The organism is Xanthobacter sp. 91 (assembly GCF_000702385.1).
In the GTDB taxonomy this organism is placed as follows: Bacteria; Pseudomonadota; Alphaproteobacteria; order Rhizobiales; family Xanthobacteraceae; genus Xanthobacter; species Xanthobacter aminoxidans.
On sequence record NZ_JNIB01000001.1, the window covers coordinates 3,133,350 to 3,158,229 of the forward strand.

The 24,880-nt window shown below is 66.3% G+C and carries 23 protein-coding genes and 2 pseudogenes; 13 read left to right on the forward strand and 12 right to left on the reverse strand.

Annotated elements, in window-relative coordinates:
* Positions 1-14 precede the first annotated feature (14 nt).
* Positions 15-1,547 carry an IS66 family transposase gene (locus A37E_RS0114760; RefSeq protein WP_029557301.1) on the forward strand — a complete coding sequence of 511 codons (1,533 nt, stop codon included), beginning with the start codon at positions 15-17 and terminating at the stop codon, positions 1,545-1,547.
* 212 nt (positions 1,548-1,759) lie between these two features.
* Here A37E_RS0114760 and A37E_RS0114770 read toward each other — a convergent pair whose 3' ends face one another.
* The 6 genes from A37E_RS0114770 to A37E_RS0114795 form a co-directional block, all read right to left on the reverse strand.
* The gene (locus A37E_RS0114770; RefSeq protein ID WP_029557302.1) at positions 1,760-3,304 is read right to left on the reverse strand and encodes a multicopper oxidase domain-containing protein; all 1,545 of its coding nucleotides are present in this window, start codon (positions 3,302-3,304) and stop codon (positions 1,760-1,762) included.
* A 70-nt stretch (positions 3,305-3,374) separates the two neighbouring features.
* On the reverse strand, positions 3,375-3,764 hold the full coding sequence (locus A37E_RS0114775) for a hypothetical protein (protein WP_029557303.1): 390 nt from the start codon (positions 3,762-3,764) through the stop codon (positions 3,375-3,377).
* Positions 3,765-3,775: 11 nt separating this feature from the next.
* A complete protein-coding gene (locus A37E_RS0114780) occupies positions 3,776-6,907 on the reverse strand; it encodes an efflux RND transporter permease subunit (RefSeq protein WP_029557304.1) in 3,132 nt (1,043 codons plus the stop codon).
* 9 nt (positions 6,908-6,916) lie between these two features.
* The gene (locus A37E_RS0114785; protein ID WP_029557305.1) at positions 6,917-8,566 is read right to left on the reverse strand and encodes an HlyD family efflux transporter periplasmic adaptor subunit; all 1,650 of its coding nucleotides are present in this window, start codon (positions 8,564-8,566) and stop codon (positions 6,917-6,919) included.
* 78 nt (positions 8,567-8,644) lie between these two features.
* Entirely contained in the window at positions 8,645-9,967 is a 1,323-nt protein-coding gene (locus A37E_RS0114790) for an ATP-binding protein (protein ID WP_029557306.1), read from the reverse strand.
* Complete coding sequence (locus tag A37E_RS0114795; RefSeq protein ID WP_029557307.1) at positions 9,964-10,677, reverse strand: response regulator; 714 nt, start codon at positions 10,675-10,677, stop codon at positions 9,964-9,966. Before A37E_RS0114795 ends, A37E_RS0114790 begins: the two co-directional genes overlap by 4 nt.
* 268 nt (positions 10,678-10,945) lie before the next feature.
* On the opposite strand from A37E_RS0114795, the gene A37E_RS0114800 reads away from it, so the two are divergent.
* The 11 genes and pseudogenes from A37E_RS0114800 to A37E_RS0114850 all read left to right on the forward strand — a co-directional run bounded on the left by A37E_RS0114800 (position 10,946) and on the right by A37E_RS0114850 (position 19,785).
* Positions 10,946-11,308 (forward strand): metalloregulator ArsR/SmtB family transcription factor, encoded by a 363-nt coding sequence (locus A37E_RS0114800; protein ID WP_029557308.1) that lies wholly within the window; start codon positions 10,946-10,948, stop codon positions 11,306-11,308.
* Entirely contained in the window at positions 11,301-11,840 is a 540-nt protein-coding gene (locus A37E_RS0114805; protein ID WP_029557309.1) for an arsenate reductase ArsC, read from the forward strand. Before A37E_RS0114800 ends, A37E_RS0114805 begins: the two co-directional genes overlap by 8 nt.
* A gap of 24 nt (positions 11,841-11,864) precedes the next feature.
* Positions 11,865-12,917, forward strand: a complete 1,053-nt coding sequence (gene arsB / locus A37E_RS0114810) for an ACR3 family arsenite efflux transporter (protein ID WP_029557310.1) — start codon at positions 11,865-11,867, stop codon at positions 12,915-12,917.
* Between the two features lie 58 nt (positions 12,918-12,975).
* Positions 12,976-13,296 carry a metalloregulator ArsR/SmtB family transcription factor gene (locus A37E_RS0114815; protein WP_029557311.1) on the forward strand — a complete coding sequence of 107 codons (321 nt, stop codon included), beginning with the start codon at positions 12,976-12,978 and terminating at the stop codon, positions 13,294-13,296.
* 54 nt (positions 13,297-13,350) lie between these two features.
* Positions 13,351-14,760: an NAD(P)-binding protein gene (locus A37E_RS0114820; protein ID WP_051679047.1), complete on the forward strand. Its 1,410-nt coding sequence runs from the start codon at positions 13,351-13,353 to the stop codon at positions 14,758-14,760.
* Positions 14,739-15,020: pseudogene (locus A37E_RS0114825) on the forward strand (MFS transporter); the annotation flags it as partial. The gene A37E_RS0114820 and the pseudogene A37E_RS0114825, both read left to right, overlap by 22 nt.
* Before the next feature lie 477 nt (positions 15,021-15,497).
* Positions 15,498-16,466: a PDR/VanB family oxidoreductase gene (locus tag A37E_RS0114830; protein ID WP_197022981.1), complete on the forward strand. Its 969-nt coding sequence runs from the start codon at positions 15,498-15,500 to the stop codon at positions 16,464-16,466.
* A gap of 20 nt (positions 16,467-16,486) precedes the next feature.
* Positions 16,487-17,368 carry a polysaccharide deacetylase gene (locus A37E_RS0114835; protein WP_029557315.1) on the forward strand — a complete coding sequence of 294 codons (882 nt, stop codon included), beginning with the start codon at positions 16,487-16,489 and terminating at the stop codon, positions 17,366-17,368.
* A gap of 106 nt (positions 17,369-17,474) precedes the next feature.
* Positions 17,475-17,702 (forward strand): hypothetical protein, encoded by a 228-nt coding sequence (locus A37E_RS0114840; protein WP_051679049.1) that lies wholly within the window; start codon positions 17,475-17,477, stop codon positions 17,700-17,702.
* Between the two features lie 29 nt (positions 17,703-17,731).
* Positions 17,732-18,787 (forward strand): GTP-binding protein, encoded by a 1,056-nt coding sequence (locus tag A37E_RS0114845; RefSeq protein WP_029557317.1) that lies wholly within the window; start codon positions 17,732-17,734, stop codon positions 18,785-18,787.
* A 68-nt stretch (positions 18,788-18,855) separates the two neighbouring features.
* Positions 18,856-19,785 (forward strand): LysR substrate-binding domain-containing protein, encoded by a 930-nt coding sequence (locus A37E_RS0114850; protein ID WP_051679050.1) that lies wholly within the window; start codon positions 18,856-18,858, stop codon positions 19,783-19,785.
* Between the two features lie 34 nt (positions 19,786-19,819).
* On the opposite strand, the gene A37E_RS0114855 is transcribed toward A37E_RS0114850, so the two are convergent.
* Complete coding sequence (locus A37E_RS0114855) at positions 19,820-20,590, reverse strand: MOSC domain-containing protein (RefSeq protein ID WP_029557319.1); 771 nt, start codon at positions 20,588-20,590, stop codon at positions 19,820-19,822.
* 56 nt (positions 20,591-20,646) lie between these two features.
* Complete coding sequence (locus A37E_RS0114860) at positions 20,647-21,882, reverse strand: ABC transporter substrate-binding protein (RefSeq protein ID WP_029557320.1); 1,236 nt, start codon at positions 21,880-21,882, stop codon at positions 20,647-20,649.
* Between the two features lie 413 nt (positions 21,883-22,295).
* On the opposite strand from A37E_RS0114860, the pseudogene A37E_RS27430 reads away from it, so the two are divergent.
* Positions 22,296-22,391 (forward strand): annotated as a pseudogene (locus A37E_RS27430) (hypothetical protein); the annotation flags it as partial.
* A 68-nt stretch (positions 22,392-22,459) separates the two neighbouring features.
* On the opposite strand, the gene A37E_RS27435 reads toward A37E_RS27430, so the two are convergent.
* From A37E_RS27435 to A37E_RS0114880, 4 genes are all read right to left on the reverse strand, one after another.
* Positions 22,460-22,894: a helix-turn-helix domain-containing protein gene (locus tag A37E_RS27435; RefSeq protein ID WP_245279338.1), complete on the reverse strand. Its 435-nt coding sequence runs from the start codon at positions 22,892-22,894 to the stop codon at positions 22,460-22,462.
* A gap of 45 nt (positions 22,895-22,939) precedes the next feature.
* The gene (locus A37E_RS0114870) at positions 22,940-23,176 is read right to left on the reverse strand and encodes a hypothetical protein (RefSeq protein ID WP_029557322.1); all 237 of its coding nucleotides are present in this window, start codon (positions 23,174-23,176) and stop codon (positions 22,940-22,942) included.
* 34 nt (positions 23,177-23,210) lie between these two features.
* Complete coding sequence (locus tag A37E_RS0114875) at positions 23,211-23,417, reverse strand: 2-hydroxymuconate tautomerase family protein (protein ID WP_029557323.1); 207 nt, start codon at positions 23,415-23,417, stop codon at positions 23,211-23,213.
* A gap of 89 nt (positions 23,418-23,506) precedes the next feature.
* Positions 23,507-24,865, reverse strand: coding sequence for an MmgE/PrpD family protein (locus A37E_RS0114880; RefSeq protein ID WP_210165119.1), 1,359 nt, complete (start codon positions 24,863-24,865; stop codon positions 23,507-23,509).
* Between the last annotated feature and the right edge of the window lie 15 nt (positions 24,866-24,880).

Consider the following 24,880-nt stretch of genomic DNA (forward strand, 5'->3'; position numbering starts at 1 on the left):
ATTCATTGCGGGTCATGGCTTCGCTCTCCACCGAGCTTCCCCGTGATCCCGAGACGCTCCAGGCGATGCTGATCGCGCGGGATGCGGAGATCGAGCGCCTGCGCCAGATCATCAAGGAGCTGCAGAGGCACCGCTTCGGACGGCGGGCGGAGAGCCTCCCTGAGGACCAGCTGCTGCTGGCGTTGGAAGAGGCCGAACAGATCGAGGCCGCCGGCTTCGCTGCGTCCGAGGCGCAGGTGCCGGCCGAGAAGGCCGAGCGGGTCGCCAAACGCCGTGCGAACCGCGGAGCGCTGCCCGCCCATCTGCCGCGGATCGAGACCGTGGTCGATATCGAGAGCGACCTCTGCCCGTGCTGTTCCGGCAAGCTGCACCGCATCGGCGAGGATGTGGCCGAGCGGCTCGACATGGTGCCGGCCCAGTTCCGCGTCCTGGTGGTGCGCCGGCCGAAATATGCCTGCCGGTCCTGCGCGGATGTGGTGGTGCAGGCCCCGGCGCCGGCACGGCTGATCGAGGGCGGACTGCCGACCGAGGCAACCGTTGCCCATGTGCTCGTCTCCAAATATGCCGACCATCTGCCCCTGTACCGCCAGGCCCAGATCTACGGGCGCCAGGGCATCGCGCTCGACCGCTCGACGCTGGCGGACTGGGTCGGGCGCGCGGCCTTCCTGCTGCGGCCCGTGCATGACCGGCTGCTGGCGGTGCTCAAGACCTCGCCCAAGCTGTTCGCCGACGAGACCACGGCGCCGGTGCTCGATCCCGGACGCGGCCGGACCAAGACCGGGCAGCTCTTCGCCTATGCCCGCGACGACCGGCCCTGGGGCGGCACCGATCCGCCCGCCGTCGCCTATGTCTATGCCCCTGACCGCAAGGGCGAGCGGCCCGTCGCCCACCTCGACGGCTTCAGCGGCATCCTCCAGGTCGATGGCTATGGCGGGTACAAGGCGCTGGCCGGACGCAACGCCGTGAGCCTGGCGTTCTGCTGGGCGCATGTTCGGCGCCGCTTCTACGAGCTCGCCCAGAGCGGTCCCGCGCCGATCGCCAGCGAGGCCCTGCAGCGCATTGCGGAACTCTACCACGTCGAGGTCGGGATCAGTGGCCGAACCTCGGATGAGCGCCGGGCCACGCGCCAGGAGAAGAGCAAGCCGATCATCGAGGCTCTCGAGCCGTGGCTGCGGGCGAAGCTGGCGCTGATCAGCCAGAAGACCAAGCTCGCGGAGGCGATCCGCTACGCGCTCTCGCGCTGGGAGGGCCTCACCTTGTTCCTCGACGACGGCCGCGTCGAACTGGACAACAACATCGTCGAGCGCTCCATCCGCCCTCTGGCTCTGACCCGGAAGAATGCGCTCTTCGCCGGCTCCGACGGCGGCGCCGAACACTGGGCCGTCATCGCCTCGCTCGTCGAGACCTGCAAGCTCAACGGAATCGACCCCCAAGCCTACCTCGCGGACGTTATCACCCGCATCCTCAACGGCCACCCCAACAGCCGCATCGACGACCTCATGCCATGGGCCTACCCAGCACAGCCCGCCCTCAGCAACGTGGCCTGAAAACGACGGTTACGTGCGAAGACAATTCCGAGCTTCACAATTCGACCCTGCCCTTTCCGGGCAGCGCTTCGCGTTCAGCGCCCGAGATACTTGATGAGCGCGGCGATGCCGAGCACGACAAGCGCCAGAACGAGAAGGCCGAAGAGCCACATCCCCCACATGCCGCCGCTCATCATCTGATCGTAGTGCATGACGGTCTCTCCTCTGCGGGATCAGGCCACCTTCACTACCGCCATCATTCCGGTGGCCATGTGGTAGAGGTGGTGGCAATGGAGGAACCATTCGCCCTTCGGCCCGGCGTCGAAGGCGATCGTGACGGACATTTGCGGGGGCACCATCACTGTGTCGCGGACCGCCCCGGGGAAGCGCCTCCCACCAATGCCGACCACCTGGAAATGATGGCCGTGCAGGTGCATGGGATGGCTCATGGTGGTGGGATTCATGAACGTCAGTTCCACCCGCTTGCCGGAGCTCACCTGGAATGGTTTGGCCTCGCCGTAGATGTGGCCGTTGATGGTCCAGCGGTAGCCGGCCTCCTCTCCGAGCATGATGGGAATGACCCGGTCCGCTGTGCGCGGCACGAGCGGCTTCGCAGCCGCGAGGCGCGCCTCGAATGCGAGATCGACAAGGCCCTGCGGCCGGTCCGCGCTCTCGGCGATACGCGCCACGGAGGCCCCGGCGGTCGCCAGGACGAGGCCGGTGCGGCGCGGCGAAGACTCCACATGGGCCAGTACGGGAAAAGCGCCGCCGCCCGCGGGTATATCCACGATGAGATCGATCCGCTGGCCCTGGGCCAGGGGAAAGACATCCGCCTCAACGGGTAGGCACGGCGAGCCATCCACCGCGATGCATCTGGGCCTGAGGCCGGGCACGGTGATGAAGAAGACGGTGGCTGTGCCGCCGTTGATGATGCGCAGGCGCACCCGGCTGCCCTTCTCCACCTGCGCAATCTCCGGATCGGCGAGGGTGCGCCGGTTGGCGAGGAAGGCATCGTAATCGACATCGTTGGCGTGGGCCATCATGCCGCCGGCCATTCCTCCGGGCATCCCGCCACCCATGCCGTGGCTCATCTGGCCGGCGGGCGGTGACGCGGATATCCCGCCGCCCATAGCTCCCCCGCCCATAGCTCCCATGCCGCCCATTCCATGGCCTGAATGGCCCATTCCCGGCATGGCCATTCCCTGCATTGCGCCACCCATGCCGTGGCCGCCATGGGTGCTGCTCCCGCCGAGATCGGCGAGGATCTCTTCCGGGCTCCGGAAGGAGAAGTCATGCAGCATCACCACCACATCCTGCACATCCCCGGCATCGGCTTCCCGGGTCACGAGGGGGGCGGCGAGAAGCAGCTGTTCGCTGAGCGTGTGGGAGTGCATCCAGTGGGTGCCGGGCGTCAGGAGGAAGTCCACCTGATCCGTTTCACCGGGCGCCAGTTCGCCGCCGCCGGGACGGGCGCGATCCTGGTCCGCCGGAGCGAAGAGCTGGCCGTGCCAATGCATCACTGCGGGCGTGTCAGAGGCGTTGAGGACCGCTCCGGTCAGGCGCTCGCCCTCCTTCGCGAAGATCCCTTCGCCAGCCGGGCCTTTCACCGTGAACACCTTGGCCGCCTTGCCGTTCACGTCGAGCGTCACGCTCTCGACGCTGAGAAGGGGAGCCGCGAGAGCGCGGTTCCACCCGCCGGAAACGGCGAGCGCGCCCATTGCCGCGCTGCCCGCAAGGAAGGAGCGGCGAGTGAGAGAGGAGGCAATCGGTCGGGTCATGGTCAGCCTCTGGATCAGCTTCCTAGGCGCGTCGCCGGGCAGACAAGGCGGGCCGGGAGATACGGTGTCTTCAGTATTTGGCCTGGGCGGAGGAGCCGTCCGGAGCGGTGATCTGGACGGCGCCCTTCACCCCCTTGGGAACGGCAACGGCGGCGGTGCCGGACAGCCGGTTGCCGCCAGCAGGAGCGAGCGGAAAGCGCTGGGCCTTGCCGTCCACCACGAGGATGGCATTGGCCTTGAAGCCGTCGGCCGCGACGGGCTTGTCGGACCCGTCGCTGAGATAGAGCGCGACGGTGGCGGTACCGTCTGACACCAGTTCGGCGTGATAGCGCCCGGCATCCACCCGCACCCCGCCATTGGCTCCGGCACCGGGCTCGTGCGCGAACACAGGGGTGGCAAGCAAGGGAAGGGCGAGAAGAGGAAGGGCGAGGGCTGCGGGAACGAGGCGGCGGAAAATCATGGCAGGCTCCGTCAGAAGGCGTCCGCACGGGCGGCGTCGGGGATGGGGGAAGTCTCGCCTGCGCCCGTCACCAGCCGTTCGAGCGGACGGCTGCCGTATCGCAGGACGAGCACGGGGGTGAGCACCGCATCGAGCAGCGTGGCGCTGACGAGGCCGCCGAAGATCGTGATGGCGACAGGGTGGAGGATCTCCTTGCCCGGCACCTCGGCCCCGCTCATGAGCGGCAGCAGCGCGATTCCGGCGGACACCGCGGTCATCAGCACCGGGGTCAGCCGCTCGAGGCTCCCGCGCATGACGAGCGCGGGGCCGAAGGGCTGGCGCTCCGCTATGGCCAGATTGATGACGTGGCTGATCTTCAGGATGCCGTTGCGCGCAGCGATGCCGGTGAGCGTGACGAAACCGATCATGCTCGCCACCGAGAGCGGCTGACCCGCCAGCCACAGGGCGAGGACCGCGCCGATGAGCGCCAGCGGCACGCTGCCCATGATGACCAGCGCGAACAGCGCCGAGCGATAGCGGCTGTAGAGGATGGCGAAGACCAGCAGCAAGGACACAGCGGCAAGGCCGCCGATCGTGCGCATGGATTCCTCCTGCGCGGCGAAGGTGCCTTCAAGGCTGGCCGAAGTTCCGGTCGGAAGGGCCGTCTCCCCGATGACGCGGCGCATGTCGGCGATGATGGCGGCCGTGTCCCGTGCGCCGGAGGTGTTGGCCAGTACCACGATGCGCCGCCGACCGCCTTCACGCAGGATCTGGTTCGGCCCGTCCGTCTCCTTCACTTCGGCCACCTGCGAGAGGGGGATCCAGCCTGAAGGCGTCTCGATGAGGAGGCCGGCCAGTCCGTCGGCGCTGCGTGTCGCGTCGGGCAGGCGGATGATCAGGTCGAAGCGCCGGTTGCCGTCCACGAGGATCGAGACCACGCGACCGTTCGAGAGCCGCGCCAGTGCGTCCGTCACCTGGGCGGGCTGGAGGCCGTAGAGGGCGGCGCGCCCATAATCCACGCGCACCGTCACCTCCGGCACGCGCACTTGCCGCTCCACCTGCAGGTCGACGAGGCCGGGAATGGCGGCGAGGCGCTGGCGCAGAGTGTCCGCTGTGGCGCGCAGGGTGTCGAGGTCTTCGCCGAACAGCTTCAGGGCGATCTCGGCCCGCACGCCGGAGAGCATGTGGTCGAGCCGGTGCGAGATGGGTTGGCCGATGTTGAAGGATGCTGGCAGGACCGCGAGCTGGTCGCGGATGTCGGCGGTGATCTCGGCGCGGCTGCGGGCGGAGGGGGAAAGGTCCACCTCGATCTCGGAGGCGTGCACGCCCTCGGCGTGCTCGTCCAGCTCCGCCCGCCCGGTGCGCCGGCCGACAGCCTTCACCTCCGGAACCTCCAGGATGAGGCCCTCGGCGATGAACCCCATGCGGTGGCTCTCGGCGAGCGAGAGCCCCGGACGGAACGACATGGAGATGGTCAGCGAACCCTCGTTGAACGGCGGCAGGAAGGCGCGCGGCAGGCCGGCGGCAGCGGCGAGAGCTGCGACGAAGAGCAGGCTCGTCGTTCCCATCACGAGGCGCTGGTGGCGGAAAGCGCTTGCGAGCACCCCTGCGTACCCACCCTTCAGCATGCGCACCAGCGCGCCGTCCCGCTCGGCCTGCCGGCTGATCGCCGGGAGCAGGTAGAAGGCGAGCACCGGCGTCAGCGTGATGGAGGTGGCGAGGCTCGCGAGGATGGAGACGATGTAGGCCTGCCCCAGCGGGGCGAACAGCCGTCCCTCGATGCCGGGCAGCGCAAACAGAGGCACGAACACCAGCACGATGATGAGCGTTGCGTAGACGATGCCCGAGCGCACCTCCCGGCTCGCCGCCACCACCACATCGAAGACGGGGCGGGGCGCGACCGCGGCGGCATTCTCGCGCAAACGCCGGAAGATGTTCTCCACGTCCACCACGGCGTCGTCCACCAACTCGCCGATGGCGATGGCGAGGCCGCCTAGCGTCATCGTGTTGATGGAGAGGCCGAAGGCGTGAAACACGATGGCGGTGGTGAGGATCGACACCGGGATGGCGGTGAGCGAAATGAGCGTGGTGCGCCAGTTGAGCAGGAACGCGAACAGCACCACGGCGACCACCGCCATGGCTTCCATCAGCACCTTCTCCACATTGCCGATGGAGGCTGCGATGAAGTCCGCCTGCCGGAACACGGGCGGGGAGATGCGGATGCCGTCGGGCAGCGTGCGGTTGAGATCGGCTACCGCCTCCTCCACCGCATGCGTGAGGGCGAGGGTGTCCGCCTCCGGCTGCTTCTCCACCGAAAGGATCAGGGCCGGCCGCCCCATGTAGCCGGCATCGCCGCGCTTCAGCCGCGCGGCGTAGTCCACCTGCGCGATCTGGTGGAGGAAGACGTTCCCTCCCGAGGGGCGGGGCAGCACGAGGGTCTTCAGGTCGTCGAGGCTGAGCGTGCGGGCGATGTTCCGGATCAGGAACTCACGTCCGCTCTGGTCGGCGAAGCCGCCGCCCGAATTGGTGCCGAACTGGGCGAGTGCCTTTTCCAGCGCATCGAGCGTGATGCCGTTGGCCCGCATGGCGGCGAGGTCCGGAGAGACGCGGAACTGCCGCACGTCGCCGCCCATGGGAATGACCTGGGCGATACCCGAAATGGCGAGGAGCCGGGGCCTGATGACGAAATCAGCCGCCTCCCGCACCGCCATGGGGGAGGCCGTGTCGCTGGTCACGGCGAACATCAGGATCTGCCCCATGATGGAGCTGATCGGCCCCATCTGCGGCGAGACGTTCGCGGGCAGGCGGTCCCGCACCAGCGCAAGGCGTTCGGCGATCTGCTGGCGGTCGCGGAAGATGTCGGTGCCGAAGTCGAATTCCACATAGAGGACGGAGAGGCCGACGCCCGACACCGAGCGCAGGCGGATGAGGCCCGGCAGCCCGTTCATCGCCGTCTCGAGCGGGAAGGTGACGAGTTGCTCGACTTCGGCCGGGGCGAGCCCATCCGCCTCGGTCATAATGGTCACGGTGGGACGATTGAGGTCGGGCAGCACGTCCACCGGCAAGCGCGTCACTGCATAGGCGCCGTAGACCACCAGAACGGCGGCGAGCGCCAGCACCAGCAGGCGGTGGCGCAGGGACTGGGTGACGAGGACGGTGAACATCGGCCGGCCTCAGCGGATCTGGTCGATGAGTTCGGCGCCATCGGTGACGATGCGCTGGCCGGGGGAGAGACCCGCCACCACCAGCACGCGGGAGGCGTCGAGGGGCAGGGTCTTCACCTCGAGCGAGGCGAAGCGCTCGGCACTGATGTGCGCATAGACGATCGATTGGCCGTTCGCCCCGCGCACCACCGCAGAGCGGGGGATCGCGATGCCAATGCGCGGGGCGCCGGCCTCGGCGAATACCGTCAGGAACTGGCCTGGGCGCAGCTCCCCGGTATCCGAGGCGACCGAGAACAGGAGGGGAAGCGCCTGCGCGCGTTCGGATATGCCCGCCCCCAGAAAACTGAGGTCCACCGTGCGTCCGTTCGGCAGCCGGCCGGTGGCGCCCGATCGCCCTGCGTCCGGCGAGAAGCCGAGCGCCTCCACCCAGAGCCGGGCGGGGTCGACGATGCGGAACACCACCGTGTTCGGGTCCGCCATCTGCCCCGCCACGGCATCGGCGGTGGCGATGATCCCAGCGACCGGCGTGCGGAGGGCCTCCGGCTCACGCTGCACCCGCTCCAGCTTGGCCCGGCGGGTCTTGAGGCCGTTCAGCTCGATCTCGGCCTCCTCCACCTCGCGGCGGGTCACGGCATTGGGAATGGCCGAGAGCCGCTCGTAGCGGCGCTTCACAAGGGCGATCTGCTGGTCCAGCTCGTAACCCTGCTGCTCCAGGTCCTTGAGGTCGGAGGCGCCGATGGGCGGATGCACGTAGGCGAGGATTTCGCCTGCCGCGACCTTCGTTCCGAGCGGCTTGAAGCCGCCCTCGGGCGGCGCGAGGCGGCCGCCCACTGCGCTTTGCACCAGGCCGCTCGCATTGGCGTCCGGCACCACGCGGCCGGGTAATTCCACCGTGCCGGCGAAGGCGCCCGAAGCCGTGACGAGCGTGCGCACACCGAGGATGCGCTGGGTCGGCTTGGGCACGATCACCAAACCGTCGGGGAGGCGCTGTGCCATGTCGCGCGGAGCGGGCTTCGGCGCGTCCGCCCGGGCGTCGCGTGGGCCGGCAAGCGCGAGGCCGACCGCTCCAAGGAGGAGGAGGAGGAGCCTCCCCGCCCGCCGCCGCGATACGACAAGCGCCCCGGCGAGAAAACCGATGAGGAGGCCCACGGCAACGCCCGCGAGCGCGCCGGACGGTGTCCCGCCGATCAGCGCCAGCGTCGCCGGCGCGGGCGGCCTCGCATCGGATGAAGGTGCGGCCGGCCCAATGGTCAGAGTGCCGGCAAGCACGTCCACCGTGTCGCCAGCCGTGACGGTGAAGGCGATATCGTGCGCGCCCGGCGTCGCCGCGAACGGCGCGGGCAACACATAGGTGCCCGGGCCGTCGGGTTTTGCGGGCTGTGAGCCCTCCGGCGTGTCCACTTCGACGGCAGCGCCCTCCACCGGAGCATTGTCGGCGAAGCGGTCGAGATAGATCGTCAGGAGTCCGTCGCGCAGCACCGCCACCAGCTCGAAATCGGCGGAGGCGGCCTCGACGCGGGGAGCGAGCGTCGTCACCTGAGGGGGCGGTGGCGTCCCATGGTCGTGGCCTCCATGGGCCGCAGCGGAGCCGGACAGCGCCGCGCAGGCGAGAAGCCCGCGCAGGCCAGACACGACGTTCCGCAAGAAATGGGACCCCATGCCTCAACCCGTCCGCTCGTGATGCCGGTACGGGTGAGCGATAGCGGGCGGCGCGTCACGCCGCGTATCGCTTCTGTATCAGTTTGTTTCAGCCTGGACCTTGGGCAGGCGCACCGTCGCGATCAGGCCGCCATCGGGAGCGTTGGCGAGGGTCAGAGTGCCGCCGTGCGCCTCGGCCACGGTACGCGCGATGGTGAGGCCCAGCCCGACGCCGCCGGTCGCGCGGCTGCGCGAGGCCTCGAGCCGGACGAACGGCTCAAGCACGGCGGCCAGTTGGTCTTCGGGAATGCCGGGGCCGTGGTCGCGGACCCCCAGCACGGCGGCGGCGCCCTCGTCCGTGAGCGTCACATGGGCGGAGCCGCCATAGGTGAGGGCATTCTCGACGAGGTTGGACACCATCCGCTTCAGGCTGACGAGCCGTCCCGCCACCACGAAGCGCGGCGGGGCGGAGAGATCAGCGCAAAGGCCGCGGTCCCGCGCCCCGTCCACGATTGTCTCCACCAGCGCCACCAGATCGAGCGGCCGCACCGGCTCGTCGCTGGCCTCGCCGCGCAGGTAGGAGAGGGTGGCATCCACCATCTGCTCCATCTCCGCGATGTCCTCGGCCATGGCGTGGCGCAGCGCCGGATCGCTCACATCCTCCAGTCGGAAGCGCAGCCGCGTCATGGGCGTGCGCAGATCGTGGGAGACGGCGGCCAGGGCCTGCGTGCGCCGCTCCACCAGCCCGGCGATGCGCGCCTGCATCCCGTTGAACGCGTGGGCCAGCTCGCGAACCTCCTTGGGGCCGGTCTCGGGCAGTCGCACGAGGGGGGCGGCGGGCGGCAAGGCCGCAACCGTACGCGCCATGGCCCGGAGCGGGCGGGTGAGCCACGCGGCGATGGCGAGCGAGAGCAGCAGCACGCCCGCCGCCATGAGCGTGGTGGAGAGCAGGGATCCATGCGCCCCCGGCGCCTGCGGGGCGGAGGCGAACAGGCGGGCGTTCAGCCAGCTGCCGTCCGGCAGGCGCACCGCCACGAGACTGAGATGCGGATCGGTCCCGGCGCTCACCAGCACATCGCCGGCCTGAAGCTCGGGCGCCAGGGTGCGAACCTCCTCGGCGAGGCGCTGGGCCGCTTCGGTCGCGCGGGCACCGGCGGCAGCCATCGCCTCCCGGCTCCAATGCGCGTCGATGGCGCCGCCCGACAGATCGTGGGCCACATCCTCGCGGCTTTCCGGTGCCACGGCAGCGAGCGACCGGCGCAGAGAGATCAACTGGTCGGCGAGGCGCACCGCATGGGCGGCGTGGCGCTGGCGCTCCATGGCGTGCTCGTAGGTCCACAGGCTGAGCACATGCACCACGACGATGCCCACCACCGCCACCACGGCGGTGCGCATGGCGAGGCTGTCGAGGGCGCGGATCACGAGCGCTCCACCTCCGGGGCGAAGAAATAGCCCGCGCCGCGGACCGTCTTCACCATCTCCAGACCGCCGTGGGACTCGAGCTTCTTGCGCAGCCGGCTCACCTGGATGTCGATGGCGCGGTCGAAGCCCGTGGCGGTTCGGTTCTTGGCGGCGTCCATCAGTTGGTCGCGGTTCAGCACGCGTTGGGGGTGCTCGAGGAAGGTCAGCAGCAAGTCGTATTCCCCGGTGGAAAGGTCCACCACCGCGCCTTCTGGATTGGTCAGTTCCCGCCGCCGGGTATCGAGCGTCCAGCCGGAGAACTTCAGGCTGGAACCGCCCACTGTCGGGACGGCGTCCGAGGGCCGCGTCCGCCGCAGGACGGCGTGGATGCGGGCGAGCAGCTCACGCGGGTTGAAGGGCTTCGCGAGATAGTCGTCGGCGCCCAGCTCCAGCCCGACGATCCGGTCCACGTCGCTCCCGCGCGCGGTGAGCATGATGATGGGGACGTTGGAGCTACGGCGCAGGTCGCGGCACAGATCGAGGCCGCTGACGCCCGGCAGCATGATGTCGAGGATGATGAGGTCCACGGGGCCGGCGGCCATGGCCTCCCGCATCTCGCGGGCATCCTGCGCCGACGTCACCTTGTGCCCGTGCTCGCGCAGGAACTTGCCGGCGAGCCGGCGGATCTCGGCGTCGTCGTCGACAATCAGGATGTGGCCTTCAGGAGACACGGTCGCTCGCTCCTCGGAGCCGCATTTCTATAGTTTCGACGATGCCGCGCAACCGCCATCAGGCCGGCGATCAGCGAGGGCGTCCGCGGGTATGACGGGTGAGCCGGGCGACCTATGGGGCCGGCCGCCCGGCTCCTGTCTGCCCCCCATCGTGCGTGGACAGGCTAGACGGGCATCCAGAGCTCAGGCCGTTTCCAGTCACAATCCAGTTGTCGGCTCCCGCGAACTAGGCTAGTCAATATCTCAATAAATCTTGAGATATTGACTCATGGATGAATCCGATGCCCTCTCTGCCTTCGCCGCGCTTTCTCAGGAAACCCGTCTCCGCGTGGTGCGCCTTCTCGTGCAGGCCGGTCCGGAGGGGCTGCCTGCGGGCGCCATCGGCGAGGCCATGGGCGGCGCTTCCTCCTCCCGCATGTCCTTCCACCTGAACCATCTGGAGCAGGCCGGGCTGGTGCGCTCGCGGCGGGACGGGCGGTCCATCATCTACAGCGCCGTCTACCCCGCCCTCTCCGACCTCGTGGCCTTCCTGATGCGCGATTGCTGCAACGGGCATCCTGAGGTCTGCGCCCCCGCCGTTGCTGCCTTGTCCTGCGCCTGCGAACCCAAGACCGAGGACACCCATGCCTGACACGAGCTCCGATCACGTGTTCAACGTGCTGTTCCTGTGCACCGGCAATTCCGCCCGCTCGATCCTCGCGGAAAGCATCCTGTCGAAGGACGGGGCCGGTCGGTTCCGCGCCTTCTCGGCCGGGAGCGCCCCCAAGGGCGAGGTGAACCCGCTCGCCATCCGCACGCTGAATGCTTTCGGCTACCCGACCTATGGCTTTCGCTCCAAGAGCTGGCTCGAATTCGCCGAGCCGAACGCGCCGGTGATGGATTTCGTCTTCACCGTCTGTGACAACGCGGCCGGCGAAGCCTGCCCCATCTGGCCGGGGCAACCGATGACGGCCCATTGGGGCATCGAGGACCCCGCCGCGGTGGAGGGCAGCGACATCGCTAGGGAAGCGGCCTTCAACGCCGCCTTCCGCTATCTCAAGAACCGCATCTCGGTGTTCACAGCGTTGCCGATCACCAAGCTCGACCGCCTCGCCCTCGGCACCCGGCTGCGCGAGATCGGCCGCCTCGAAGGTGGCACCGATCCGCGTTCTGACGTGGCCTGAGGCGGCTGAGTACGGAGATCGGAAATGTCCCTGTTTGAACGGTATCTCACCGTGTGGGTCGGATTGTGCATCGTCGCTGGCGTGCTTCTCGGCCATCTGGCGCCGTCGGTCTTCCACGCCATCGGCGCCGTGGAGATCGCGCAGGTGAACCTGCCGGTGGCCGTGCTGATCTGGCTGATGATCGTTCCTATGCTGCTCAAGATCGATTTTGCCGCCCTCGGCGAGGTGGGCCGGCACTGGCGCGGCATCGGCGTGACGCTGTTCGTCAACTGGGCGGTGAAGCCCTTCTCCATGGCGCTGCTGGGCTGGCTATTCATCGGCTGGCTGTTCCGGCCCCTGCTGCCGGCGGACCAGATCGACAGCTACATCGCCGGCCTGATCATCCTCGCCGCGGCGCCCTGCACCGCGATGGTTTTCGTGTGGTCGAACCTCACCAAGGGCGAGCCCCATTTCACCCTGTCGCAGGTGGCGCTGAACGACGCCATCATGGTGGTCGCCTTCGCGCCCATCGTCGCCTTGCTGCTGGGCCTGTCCGCCATCACGGTGCCGTGGGGCACGCTGGTGCTGTCCGTGGTGCTCTACATCGTCATTCCGGTCATCGTCGCCCAACTGCTGCGCGGCCGGCTGCTGGCGCACGGCGGGCAGGCGGCGCTGGACGGCCTGCTGGCCCGTCTCGGACCGCTCTCCCTCGTGGCGCTGCTGGCGACGCTGGTGCTGCTCTTCGGCTTCCAAGGCGAGGCGATCATCGCGCAGCCGCTCGTCATCGCGCTGCTTGCGGTGCCGATCCTGATCCAGGTCTATTTCAACGCCGGCCTCGCCTATCTGCTGAACCGCGCAACCGGGGAGGCGCACTGCGTCGCCGGGCCCTCGGCTCTGATCGGTGCGTCGAACTTCTTCGAGCTGGCCGTGGCCGCAGCCATCTCCCTGTTCGGCTTCACCTCGGGGGCGGCGCTCGCCACGGTGGTGGGCGTGCTGATCGAGGTGCCCGTGATGCTCTCGGTGGTGTGGATCGTGAACCGCTCCAAGGGCTGGTACGAGCGAACGGCCGCGACCGGAAAAATCCGTCCCGCCGACTAATTCGACAATTGCCGAAATAACCCTTGACCCGCAGTGGGGCGGGCCATAGGTTAATTCCATGAATATCGAATTAGCCGCCAAGCAGCTTGAGGCGCTTGGAAATCCGACGAGGCTCAAGGTCTATCGGACGGTCGTCCGCGCAGGGCGTGGCGGCCTCCCGGTCAATCAGGTGCAGGAGCACCTTGGCATCCCCGCATCGACTCTCTCGCACCACCTGCAACGGCTGGTTCAGAATGGTCTGGTGTCACAGGAGCGGCACGGGACGATTCTGATCTGCCGGGCCGTCTACCCGGCCATGAATGCCTTGATCGGGTTCCTCGCAGACGAGTGCTGCGCTGATGAAGGCTGCGCTGCCGAAGCATCCGAAAGGGCCGTCTGAACGGCCTTTTTCTGCCCAATTATTCGAAAATTCTAGAATAATCGGAGGAATGAAATGGAGAACATGCCAGTTGCCGTCATTGGCGGAGGCCCCATTGGGCTCGCTGCAGCGGCCCATCTCATCGATCGGGGCATCGCGGTCAGGGTCTACGAGGCCGGCGATGCGGTTGCGACCAACATCCGCGATTGGGGCCATGTGCATCTGTTCTCGCCGTGGCGCTACAATATCGATCCGGTGAGCCGGATGCTCCTGGTGGGCACAGGCTGGCGCGAACCGAACGCGGATATGTGCCCGACGGGCGCCGACCTCGTGGCGGACTATCTGGAGCCCCTGTCGCAGGTGCCCGCCATGGCGTCCGCCATCGAGTTCGGCGCCCGGGTGACCGCAATCGGTCGGAGCGGCATCGACAAGATTTCCAGCCGAGACCGCAGCGGGAACCCTTTCCTGCTCAGTGTTGCCAGCCGTGCGGGTGTGGTTCGGCGTGATCTCGCACGCGCCATCATTGATGCCTCGGGGACCTGGACGTCGCCCAACCCTCTCGGCGGAAGCGGGCTGCCTGCGGATGGAGAGGCCACGCACGCCAAGCGAATTGCCTACGGGATACCGGATGTGCTGGGGCGGAACCGCTCCGACTATGCGGGGCGCACGACACTGGTCTTCGGCGCCGGCCATTCGGCCGCCAATGTTCTCCTGGACCTCCAAGCGTTGTCTCTGGAAGCGACGGGCACCCAGGCCATCTGGGTCACGCGCGGGTCGGACCTCTCTCGTGTCTACGGAGGCGGTTCAAACGATCAGCTCTCCGGCCGGGCGGATCTCGGGCAGTGCCTGAAGGAGCAGGTTGAAGGCGGCCAGATTCCGCTCATCACGGGCTTTGCTGCCGAGACCATCCGCGAGGAAGGCGGCCGGCTCCACGTGGAGGGCACTACGCCGTATGGCCGGCAGACGATTGGCCCGGCCGACCGCATCGTCGTCTGCACCGGCCAGCGGCCAGACCTTGCTCTCACCCGCGAGATTCGCGTTGATCTGGACCCCTGGCTGGAAAGCGTGCGGGTACTGGGCCCGATGATCGACCCGAACCTTCATTCATGCGGGTCCGTGCCCCCTCATGGGCACCGCGAGGTCTCTCATCCGGAGCCCGGCTTTTACACCATCGGGATCAAAAGCTATGGCCGTGCCCCGACCTTCCTCATGCTGACGGGCTATGAGCAGGTGCGCTCGGTCGTGGCCGCCATAGCCGGAGACATGGACGCTGCCGACGATGTTCGGCTCGTCCTTCCGGAAACCGGCGTATGTCGGGCCAACCCTTCCGCTGCAGCCGCCTGTTGCGACAGCGCCTCTTCGCTGCCGCCTCCCGCCGTCAGCGAAGTCGGAGCAGTACCTGACCAAAAGAGCGGGTGCTGCCGAGTTACTGCTGCGGAACCAATGCCGGCACCTGCGCGCACTTGCTGCGCAAGCGCGACGTGAAGGATCAGGCGTCTCCGGTGGTCATCGCCGCGCTGGGCGTGGTGCAGATCCTCACCTCGGGCTCGTCCTTCTATCTGCTCACGGTGCTGGCTGGGCCGACTTCTAGGGATACGGGCTGGCCGCCGCAATGGATCGTCGGCAGCCTCTCCGTCGGGCTTCTGGTGGCCGGGCTGGTCTCGCCGAAGGTGGGCGCGCTGATCGACGCCCGCGGCGGGCGGCCGGTGCTGGCGGGTGGATGCGCGCTGCTGGCTTGCGGTCTGGCAAGGACGGTGAACGTCGGTCCCGGCGGCATTGCCTAACGATCTCGCCGGGCGGAGTTGGTCGCGAGGGAGCAAAAGAGATGCTTGCAGTCACTCATCAACGCGCAAAGCCGAACTGAAGTGAGCAGCGACCGGCGTTGGGCATGCTGTGTATTCTCTTTCAGTGAGGCGATGACGGTAAGTGTCCTTCGGGAGAGCGACGCGATTGCCGTTGGTCATCGATACCCGGGCGGGCGACAATCGCGCCATTCATCTTTGAGGTCGCCCGAAGGCGACTGCGCCAACGGGCGCGTGCTCTCAGGCGTCTCGCCCTCAGCAGATGAGCCCTGCAAGCTGGGCCGGAGCCTCCCTCTCCTTGCTCTCCTCCGCCAAGGGGGCAAGCATGAGGGAAACTAATCCATACAAAATCACAAATCGTTTGTCATGCAATAGCGTGCATGAAACCATAATTTAGAGAATAAAATGAGATTTTTCGGGATGAAGACGGTTGGTCGAGGAAAAACAATAGGTCACATATTAGCCAGAAGGGCATTGAATTCAGCTGTTGTTGAACTGGAAATCGACGTAGATGATGCGGGTTTTCTCGCTCCATATGAAGCTGGCGCGCATATAGACATTCACATTCCCGAAGTTGGCGTGCGGCAATACTCGCTCGTCCGGCCGTATAGTCCGGGGGAGCCCTATGTTGTGGCGGTGCAGGCTGCACTGGACGGGCGCGGAGGGTCGAGCTGGGTCCACCAGCATCTTCATGTCGGCGCCACGGTCGAGATCGGTGGCCCCCGCAATCATTTCCCGCTTCGCCCGGCGGAGCGGACCTTGCTCATTGCCGGCGGGATCGGCCTGACCCCGCTCATCTGCATGGCAGATACCTGCGAGCGCGAAGGGCGCTCCTATGATCTGATCGTGTGCAGCCGGCGCGAGGAGAACGTTGTCTATTTTGAGGAGCTCCTGGCGCCACGCCGCCATGGCCAAGTGAAGTTTGTGCTGGATGACGGAGATCCCTCCCGCGGTCTCGACGTCGCGTCTCTGCTACGTGCGCAACCCGCGGGGACTCGCGTCTATTGTTGCGGGCCAGCCGGCCTGATGACGGCCGTGAGCCGGGTCGGCACGGAGATCGGAGGGTTGAGCCTTCACTTCGAGGCATTCGGTGCGGCGCCGCTTGCTGCATCCGAAGCGCAGGATGCGCCGTTCAGCGTCTCGTGCGCGCAAAGCGGGGTCACCCTCGAAATCCCGCCGGGCGATACGATCCTCGACGGGCTCCTGGTGGCGGGCCTCGACGTCGACCACTCCTGCCGGGAGGGCTATTGCGGCACCTGCTTGACGCGCTGGCTTTCCGGCGAACCGATCCACCGCGACACCTGCCTTGGAGAGGTGGAGCGCAGCCGCTACGTGGCAGTGTGCACGGCCCGCGCCGAGGCCGGATCGGTTCTCGTTCTCGATATCTGAAACCTTCCGGGCGACATGACATGACGAAGAAAATCACCTGTGCATTCGGCGTCGATGTAGATGCGGTTGCCGCGTGGATAGGCACGTTCGGCGGTGCGGATTCCCCGCACGACATTTCTCGCGGCCTCTTTGCGGGCGAGGTGGGAAGCCTCCGGCTTCTCGACCTGTTCGATCGCTACGGCCTGAAGACCACCTGGTTCATCCCCGGCCATTCGGTCGAGACGTTTCCGGCCGAGATGGCGCAGGTCGCGGCACGCGGACACGAGATCGCGCTGCATGGCTACACCCATGAGAACCCGCTCGCCATGTCGCCGGCTCAGGAGGCAGACGTCCTGGATCGTTGCATCGAGCTTTTGACCGGCCTCGCGGGGCGGCGGCCCGTGGGCTATGCCGCGCCATGGTGGGAGCTGAGCCCCAACACCCCCGGCCTTCTGATGGAACGTGGCATTCTCTACGACCACTCCATGATGCATCGCGACTTCTCCTGCTATCGCCTGCGCGTGGGGGACAGCTGGACTGCCATCGACTATGGCCAGCCGGCATCGGGCTGGATGAAGCCCCTGTCACGGGGCAAGGAGACGCCGCTGATCGAGATTCCGGTGAGCTGGTATCTCGACGACCTGCCGCCCATGATGTTCATCAAGAAGTCGCCGAACAGCCACGGCTTCATGAACCCGAAGGACATCGAGGAGCTGTGGCGCGAGCAGTTCGACTGGGTCTACGAGGAGTTGGACGAGGCGGTTTTCTGCTTCTGCCTGCACCCGGACGTGGCCGGCCGGCCGCAGGTGTTGCGGATGCTCTCACGACTAGTCGAGCACATGGCACGGCTTCCGGGCGTCGAATTCAAGACGCTGGAGACCATTGCCCGCGAATTCGACCGCGCCCACCCATTCGCGGGCTGAACCCGTGTGCGGCATGTGCGGCATTTGGAGTGGCATGGGCCACTGGTCGAGCCCCGGTCGGTACCCCGCAGGCGAAGGGCGCGATCCGCTTCCGGCCGCCGCGCGCATGGCCCAGGCGCGCGCGCTTGCGATGATCTGCGCCCACGCCGGCATCGCGGTGCGGGACTGGATGCTCACCTCGTGGATCCTTGAGGACAGGGCCGGCGGCACATTGATCGTCGAGACATTGCCTGAGGTTTGGGAGGGCGTCGCGCGCCTGTCGGGTCGTCCCGTCGACCCGCTGGACGACGCCTTCATCGCCCGCATGGAGGCCGGCACCGCCGGCGCACGGTGAAAGGACCGACGGGCGATCTCCGCCTTCCCGTGTTCATCGTCACCGGCTACCTCGGCAGCGGCAAGACAACCTTCCTGCGTAGGGCGCTCGATGAGGCTGCCTTCACGCGTACGTTGCTGCTCGTGAACGAGGCAGCGGCTCTCGGCGTTGACGACCATCTGCTGCGCAATGATACCGGCGCGGTCGCGCTCCTCGCCAATGGGTGCCTGTGCTGCCGTATCGACCGCGGGGTCAAGGAAGAGTTGCATGGGGTGCTTGCCCTGCATCGTACGCGGAAGGACTTCGATCGTGTGATCCTCGAGTTGAGCGGGCTCGCGGATTCGCTCGCGGTGATTGCGACCATCACGTCGGATCCCTATCTCAATGGCCAGCTGCGGATCGCCCTCGTCGTCACGCTCGTCGATGGGGTCCACGCTCTGGAGAGTCTCGATGCCGCAGAGCACCGGCGCCAGATCGAGGCCTCCGACGTTGTCCTGATCACCAAGACCGATATGGCCGCCCCCGACTCCTTGGCGGCGGTGGATGCCCATGTGGTCCGCGTGCAGCCGCTCGCGCCCCGCCGTCCGGCCGTCGAGACACAGTTCGGCTGGCTGGTCGAGCAGGCCACGGACTTAAGGGCCGACCGCATCGCCCGCAGTGCCGTCGCAGGACGCTGGCGGCGGGAAAGCCTCCGGCCGGCCCTGCGGCCGCCTGCCGGCGCCTTCGCATGTCTGCCGGCGGGACCCGAGACCTTCTGCCTCCGTGTGGGGCAGCCGCTGGACTGGAGCCGCCTCGCCCTGTGGCTATCGCTGCTGCTGCACCGTCATGGCGACCGCATCTTGCGCATCAAGGGCTTCCTGACCCTAAAGGGAGCGGATGCGCCGGTGCTCATTAATTGCGTCCGGCACATCGCCTATTTCCCCGAGCACATGGAGCGGGAGGGCGATGCGGGCATGCCATCCTTCCTCGTGTTCATCGTGGACGGCCTGCCTAAGGAGCGGATCGTCCGTTCGTTCGCAGCCTGCGTCGGCGAGGGGGTTGCTGCATGGGAAACGATGCCCCATCAGCCAGAGGACACGTTGAAATCCGCTGATCCGGAGGGTTAGAGTTCCGCCATGCTGACGCTTCATATTCGACGTGGCATTTCAGGACGTGACGCCGACGCGGGCCGCCGATGAAGCGCCGTCTGCCGCCGCTGCTGGCTCTGCGCGCATTCGAGGCCGCCGGTCGCCATCTGAGCTTCTCCAAGGCTGCCGACGAACTCAACGTAACCCAGGGCGCCATCAGCCGTCAGATCAAGCTGCTCGAGGACTTCCTCCACGCGCCGCTCTTCCGGCGCCTCACTCGGCAGGTGGAACTGACCCCCTTCGGCCAGAGCTATCTCGCAGCCGCCATCTCGGCGCTCGATGAGATTGAGCGCGCCACCGTGCAGAGTCTGCAGGAAGCGCGCTCTCTTTCGGTCAGCGTCCTGCCCACCATCGGCGTCCTGTGGCTGATGCAGCGGCTGACTACCTTCATGATGACCTATCCTGAGATCCGCCTGCAGGTCTCGTCCTCACTGGAGCCCGTGAATTTCAAGAGGGAAGGCGTCGATGTGGCCCTACGCGTCGGCAAGCTTCCGGGCGCAACCTTCGATCCCAACGCCCCGCAGATCGATTTCCGGATGACGGACACGTGGGACGATGTATCGGTCACGCCCCTTTGGGAGGATCGCATCACGCCGGTGATGAGCCGCCGTCTGTTCGAGCGGCACGGCCCGCTCACCTCGCTGGACGACCTCGGGCGGTTCCGCCTGATCCACAACCAGAAGCGGCCTGACTGCTGGGCTGCCTGGCTCCACGCTGCCGGTGCCGCTCCCACGCAAGGCGCAGGGCGCGTGGATGTCGGCCATTCCTTCATGGCGGTTATGGCGGCGCGCGACGGGGAGGGCATCGCCTGTGTGCCCACCATCGAGATCGACAATGTGGACTGGCGCGATGAGCTGGTTAAGCCGTTCGAACTCAGCGTCCGCAGCGCTGGCGGATACTACCTGCTCTGCCCGAGGGACAAGGCCCTGACGAGCGAGGTGAAGCTCTTTTCAGGCTGGCTGGTGGGCCAGTGCTGAGTGCGTGCGGCCCCCGGAGCCGCGCGCTCGCGCCTCAGTCGAGCAGCTCGATACGATCGCCGGCCGCGATCCTGCCTCCGGCCTCGACCTCTGCGTAGATCCCGAGGTCGCCATGGCCCTGATACTCGCGGATGGCGATGGGCAGGTTGATGTCGCGCACCGCCCGATCTGGATCGACGCTGGTCGCGGCGCATCTTTTGGTGCGCCGGACGACCTTCAGCGCCACTTCGCCAATGCCGAGGCGCCGCCCCACCCAATCCAGTTCGCTCCAGGCGGCCGGACCTTCGAAATAGAGGTTGGCGCGGAAACGGATGGGGTCGAGTGGCAAGGCGAGATGGGCCGACAGGTCCCCTACAGTGGTCAGGTTGATCAGGGAAATGGAGCGCATAAGCGCGACCGAGTGGACGCTGACATCGGTGAACTGATGGCCGGGGGCATGGACGACCTCCGGCTCGCCAGGCAGTGGCACATCCACCACGCCGGCGAGTAAGCGTGCCAGGGCGCTCCGCTCCGCGGCATCGTCAAGCGCGAAGGTGCGCACGTCAGCCCCGTTGCGGAGCTCCAGCCGGTTATCGGCCTCAATGAGACGTGACTTCAGCCGGGCGAGGTTCTCATGCTTGGCCAGCATGAGGAATTGCGTCTTGGGTGCCGGCTTCGGCGCGGCAGGGTCGAACTGCAATGACCCGTCCGTTACCGCATACTTGCGATCCAGGGGAAAGCCGAAACCGGCCTCCAGCACCACCTCGCCCATGGCTTCGGCAGACAGGCCCTTCACCGGATAGCGGAACAGATTGACGATGCGCATTCTGACCTCGATTAGAAAATGGGCGCGGCGGCAGGGTTGGCCGCCGCACCCATACGTCACTTGATGGCGGCGCAGGCGCCCGGAACCATCGGCGAGAAGGCATCCGCAGCAGTAACGGTGAACAGCGGAGCGTAGTAATCCCACGGCCCCTTGGATTCCGCAGGAATCTTCACCCGCATCAGCTGCATCTCGTGCTCATGAAGGCCATCTGGCCGGATGTGGCCGCCCCTTGAGAAGAAATCGTTGATAGGCTCGGCTTTCATCCGGGCGACGACTTCCGTACCGGCATCGGTCCCCGCCTTTTCGGCACTCCTGAGATAGTGCATGGCAGCCGAATACATGCCTGCCTGCACCATGGTTGGCATTTTTCCCATGCGCTCCTGAAAGCGCTTTGCAAACTTGCGCGCCTCTTCATCCCGGTCCCAGTAGAAGGCGGTGGCAAGCAGCAGATTCTGCGCCTGGGTCAGCCCCATGCTGTGCACGTCAGTGATGAAGGTGAGCAGCGTCGCCACCCGCTGGCGGCCGGCGTTGGAGATGCCGAACTCGTTTGCTCCCTTGATCGCGTTGGTCGTGTCAGAGCCGGCGCTGGCGAGGGCGATGACCTTCGCGTTGGAGGCCTGCGCCTGAAGCAGGAAGGAGGAGAAATCCGCCGTATTCAGGGGGAAACGAACACTGCCAAGCACCTTGCCGCCGCTCGCCTTGACCACGTCGGCAGTGGTTTTCTCAAGCCCGTGCCCGAAGGCGAAGTCCACCGTGAGAAAGAACCAGGTGTCGCCGCCGTCGCGCACGATCGCCTTTCCGACGACGTTGGAGAGCGCGTTCGCGTCGTAAATGTACTGGACGCTATTGGGCGTGCAGGTGTCGGTGGTGATTTTTGGGGTGCTGACGCCGCCCAGAATGACCACCTTGTTCTTTTCCTTCGTCACCCCTGTAACGGCGAGGGCGACCGCGGAGTTCGAGATGTCGAAGATGGCGTCCACCTTGTCCACGTCGTACCAGGCCCGCGCGATGGAGACCCCGACGTCGCTCTTGTTCTGATGGTCCGCGACGATCACTTCGATGGGCTTTCCGCCGAGCTTTCCGCCAAAATCTTCCACCGCCATCTTCACAGCCGTGAAGGAGCCGTTACCAGCGTAATCGGCATAGGGCCCTGACATATCGGTGAGGACCCCGAGCTTGATCACCCCGTCGGAGAACGCCGGATTGCCGCCACTCTGCGCATTTGCCTGCAGAAAGGACGCCAAGCTAACGAATACGGCTGCTGTATAGGTAATCGACCTCGATTTAGTCATCTGCGATTCCCCGTTCCACGGTCTCTGGGGGATTTTTCCTTCTCGTTGATGACTGAATCCCACCGGATGCTTGCAGGTTACAAGCCATTTTTTGGCGCCAATGAATGAGCTAAGCTCATCGGTCGCTTCGACGGCCTGCTTTTGCTGCGGAGGTGAACTCTGTTTTCACATCGAGGTTGGGTGCCCGATTATCGGATTGGCTTTCCGATAACGCGAGGCGATAATTGTGCAATTGATGATATGTATATAATCACAAAATATTCTATGCGCGAGACGAAATATCAAAATATAATATGTTTGGTGCATAGAATTGTAGTTAATAATGCATTCGTGATCGGTGTCTGTGCGCTCTATCTACTGGAGGAAGATGGTGGATAGACAGATCGAGCACCTCAGGGCATCTGGCTGCCAGAATGTCTTTTCTGAGGCGGCAAGCGGCGCCAAAGTTGCGACGTTGCATCACCTCGCTGAAGGCCGGATATGTGCTCATTGTCGTGCGGCTCGACCGCCTTGCGCGCTCCACGCGCGATCTGCTCAATGTGCTGGCCGAGGTGAGTGAGCGAGGCGCCGTCTCAGGTCACTTTCCGATGCATGGGCTTTCAATCGGCGTGGAACCTGCCCCTATTGGAGTGGGCCCTTTGAGCTGGACAGTGGTCAAGCTTCGGTTTGGACCGTCTGCCGGGCGTGATGATCCTCGAACTGGCGGGCTGAGATAGCCGAGCGCCGAGTGACGCCTCTTGGTGTTGTAGACGTCGTCGATGAATGTCGGAAGGCTCTCGGCGACGTCGGCGAATGTCTCGTAGGCCATCTGGTATTCCTGCATCCGGTCCGCAGCCTCGGCGTCCTCATCGAAGGCGCCGGTCTCGTGTTTCTGCACCCACAAACGGATCAGGTTGCACGACAGGTCGTGCCGCTTAGCAAGGCCATGCAGCGTCTCGCCGGAGATGAACTCCTGCGCGACCTGACGTTTGAACGCGATGCTGTGAGATCGATGCGTGTCATGGGCTCTCATCCTCTGAAAGCCCGGCCCACGGTCAATTCCTAAAGTTCAATCCGTCTACCGGAAGGGCCCACTCCAGGTCAAGCTGGACCCCGCGGTGAAATGCGGGCTGAAGGCCTGCAGCACGCCGACACGGACATCCGGCTCATCCTCCATGACCTGGTAGGCGTCGGCGAGGGCAGTCACCATCCTGCCTGAGAAGCCGTTGAGCTTCCGCCGCCGGTCGATCCCGATCAGCATCAGCGCGCCGCGCCTTTCGGTTCTGATCGTACCTTCGCCACTCTCGTCCTTCATGCGGTCGTTTTCTGGTCGGCGTGCATGCGATGTTTCATGGCGATTCCCGTTCCGCGTTGCTCCTGGCAACGGACTTGCCGGCGACTGCGAAGTCGCCGTCGGACATGTCCTCAACCCTGATGCGGACCTGCTCCGGCTGGCAGTCCAGTGTCGCGCACAGCGCTTCTGTCACGCGTGCGAACATTGCGTCCTTCTGCTCCTGCGTACGCCCTTCCATGAGAGCCACAGTAACGATCGGCATGATCTTTCCATTCGCTGGCGATACAGCTCACCGCCGCGGGCGCGGGGTGGCAAGGTGAGACCTGGTCCGGGCGCCAGACCAGTCATGGGTCAGGGCCCGGAGCGCGTCCCGTACCGTATCGGGCCTGAGGCTCGGCAGATCGCGGCGATGAGCTCGTCTCGAGGCAAACGGCCGAGGGGACGATCGCAGAGAGGCGCGTCGAGATCGTCCGGTTCTAGCCCGACATGCGCGCGGAACTTCGCCGCGACGATGTCCTCCCAGCCTGGATCGCCGGCGTCGCCGTCGGCGGTGACCGGGTCGGAGTTGAAGAGTTCGCCGCTATCGGTTTCGATGGAGACATCGGACACGCGCTTCGCCGGATAGAGAGCGTCGTATTCGGCCAGGATGGAGACCTCGATCCTGGCCATGAGTGTCGCCGCGTCAGGATCGGAGAGGCCGTCGATGACGTCCTGTACGTCGAAGCGACCATGCACGAGGGCGTAGGCCACGGGCCATGGCAGGCCGTACTGCGCCTCCTCCGTCACGGTGGGGATGAGGCGCGGCAGATTTGCTGAGTTGGCGAAGGTACGGATGGCAACGCGCGCGATGCGGTGGTGATCGAGCGCGTGCCGGTCGCGCAGGTCGAGTGCCGCCTTGATCGCCGGCTGCGAGAGCCGGATCACGGGGAATGGCTTGACGTAGCCGTCGAGGCATCGCCAGGTCCGGCCGATATCTTCGAAAGGGTCCGCATCGAAGAACTCGGAATCATGCGCGGTGAAGCCCGCCTCGGCGAGTTCTGCCGCCGTCGCGCCAAGGAACGCGCCCCAGCCGATGGCGTCCTTCGTCATCGCCGGCTGCGAGAGCGAGGGCAGAAGCGGCGCATGCGGCGCGTGGAACTCGGCGAAGCCGATCGCGTGCCGGATGATATTGTCCGACAGGCGCCGCAGATGGCAGATGGCGGCGGCGGATGCCATCGGGCCCCAGGCGCCCGCTGCGCGATAAACTGGGCTGCGGGCGTGCAAATCCATCGCCGCGCGCACCGCGAGCTCATAGCCGAAAACGACTGAAGCCAGGAACTCGCTGAGCGTTGCGTCGGCCTCCTCCGCCGCAGCGAGCACCGCGGGAATAATGTTCGCGCCCGGATGGCCCTTGGCGAGGACATGGCCGTCATTGAGGCTCAGCGCATCCGAGAGCATGCCGTTGGCCAGCGCCGCGCCTGACACCGTCGAGCGCGCGCCCGAGGCGAGGATGGTCGCGCCACCCGATCTGAAATTGCGCTCCACATGTGCCGCGGTGATCGCTGCCGAAGCCACGCCTGCACCTGGCAGAGAGGCGGCGACGAGATCCCGCACGAGCCAGACGGCACGGCGCTGGACCGCAGGTGGCAGGTCCGCCCAGACGAGGCGCGGGATAGGCTTGGGCATTGTGTCCATCGCTCCGTTGGGCATGGCGCCGGCAGACAGGATCACTCCGGCCTTGCCCCC